This window comes from Nocardia sp. NPDC004722, assembly GCF_053601505.1.
Genome location: NZ_JBSGBY010001010.1, coordinates 1 through 1,726, shown reverse-complemented (window position 1 = coordinate 1,726; position 1,726 = coordinate 1). Strand labels below are relative to the sequence as shown.

2 protein-coding genes are annotated in these 1,726 nt (G+C 68.1%); one reads left to right on the top strand and one right to left on the bottom strand.

Going from position 1 to position 1,726, the window contains the following annotated elements; translation table 11 throughout:
• The coding region (locus ACWELQ_RS45180; protein WP_452403105.1) for a TetR/AcrR family transcriptional regulator at nucleotides 1-561 on the bottom strand (561 nt) is incomplete at its 3' end.
• Nucleotides 562-695: 134 nt separating this feature from the next.
• Between ACWELQ_RS45180 and ACWELQ_RS45175 the strand changes: the two genes are divergently transcribed.
• Nucleotides 696-1,726: VOC family protein (locus tag ACWELQ_RS45175; RefSeq protein WP_452403104.1), on the top strand; the 1,031-nt coding region annotated here is incomplete at its 3' end.

Genomic DNA, 1,726 nt, shown 5'->3' with positions numbered 1-1,726 from the left:
CTCGGCTACCTGGTCCGCGGCCTCGGCGTCGTCGTCGCGTTCGGGGTGGTCGTGCAGTAGCTGTCCGAGGCACAGGACCGCGCCCGCGACGACCGTCATCGACAGTTCCGGGTCGCGGATGTCGAAGCGCCCGGCTGCGGCCGCGGCCTCGATGTCGCGCCGCGCGCGGGGTGCCAGCCCGCGGTCCGAATTCGCCAGGCGCAGAGCGTCATTGAGCAGGACCTTGCTGAGGACGGGGTGCCGGCGGTGCAGGCGGCCGGTGAGGCGGAAGCTCTGCGCGAAGACCTGAGCCGGATCCTCGACGTCTTCGCACAGTAGATCGAGGAGTGCGCCGTGGCGGTCGAGCGCCTCCTCGACGGCGGCGTGGAACAGTTCCTCGCGGCTCTGGAAGTGGTTGTAGAACGAGCCCATGCCGACATCGGCCGCCTGCGTGATCTCGAGGATCGGCACGTTGATCTTGCCCTCGGCCAGCAGTGCCTGCGCCGCGCCGACCAGTGCCGCGCGCGTGCGGGCCTTGCGGCGTTCCAGGCGGTTGGGTCCCGACCCGTTGCTCGCGGTCATCGATGCACCTCTCCCTGCTGTCCGGTCTCACATCGTAGCCGCTCGGCTCAATATTGACGGATTCGTCAGATAGTCCTTGACTGACGCCCTACTCGTAAGTGACGATATCGTCAGTACTTGGAAGGGAGTGGTCGATGAGCGGCCATCACGACGTACACAGCGGTCTGCACAGCGAGCAGGGCGCGCATGCGGGTGAGCATCCGGGCCGCGCGAGCAATCCCGTGATCAAGGTGCTGGACCTGGCATGGCTGGAGTTCGAGAAGCCCGACCTCGACCGGGCGGAGGTTTTCGCCCACGCTTTCGGATTCGCGACCGCGACGCGGACGGCCGAGGAGTTGCAGCTGCGCGGGACCGATCCGGGCGCGCCCTGCGTGCTCATCCGGCGGGGGAGTCGCTCGCGCTTCATCGGTCCGGCCTTTCGCGCCGCCGATTCCGCCGATCTGCTGCGACTGGCCGACGCGACCGGTGCGCGAGCCGTGCCGTTGCCGGAGTCGCTGGGCGGCCTGACCGTCGACCTGGCCGATCCGAGCCGCCTGCGGGTGCGGGTGGTCGCCGAGACCCACGAACTGGAAGCCTTGCCGACGCAGCAGCCTCACGTCTTCAACTTCGGGCACGAGGTGGCGCGGGTGAATGCGACGCAGCGACCGCTGCGCGCACCGGCCCGCGTGCGCAGGCTCGGACACGTGGTGATCCAGTCGACGCGATACCGCAAGACCCTCGATTGGTACCTGAGCAATCTGGGCCTGATCGTCAGTGACTTCCTCTACCACCCGGGCCAGCGGGAGCGCGGTCCGGTCATGAGTTTCATTCGCTGCGACCGGGGTTCGGTGCCGAGCGACCATCACACGCTCGCGCTGACGCTCGGGCCGTCGAACCGGTACGTGCACTCGGCATATCAGGTCGCCGATCTGGACGCGCTCGCGGCGGGTGGAGAGTACTTGCGCGAGCAGGGTTATCGCCGATCGTGGGGGATCGGCCGCCATATCCAGGGCAGCCAGATCTTCGACTACTGGCGCGATCCCGACGGGTTCATGGTCGAACACTTCAGCGATGGCGACATGTTCGACTGCACCCTCGAGCCGGGCTGGGCGCCGATGAGCGCTTCCGGTCTGGCGCAGTGGGGTCCGCCCGTGACCAAGGACTTCCTCGGCATCAAGCCCGGCGC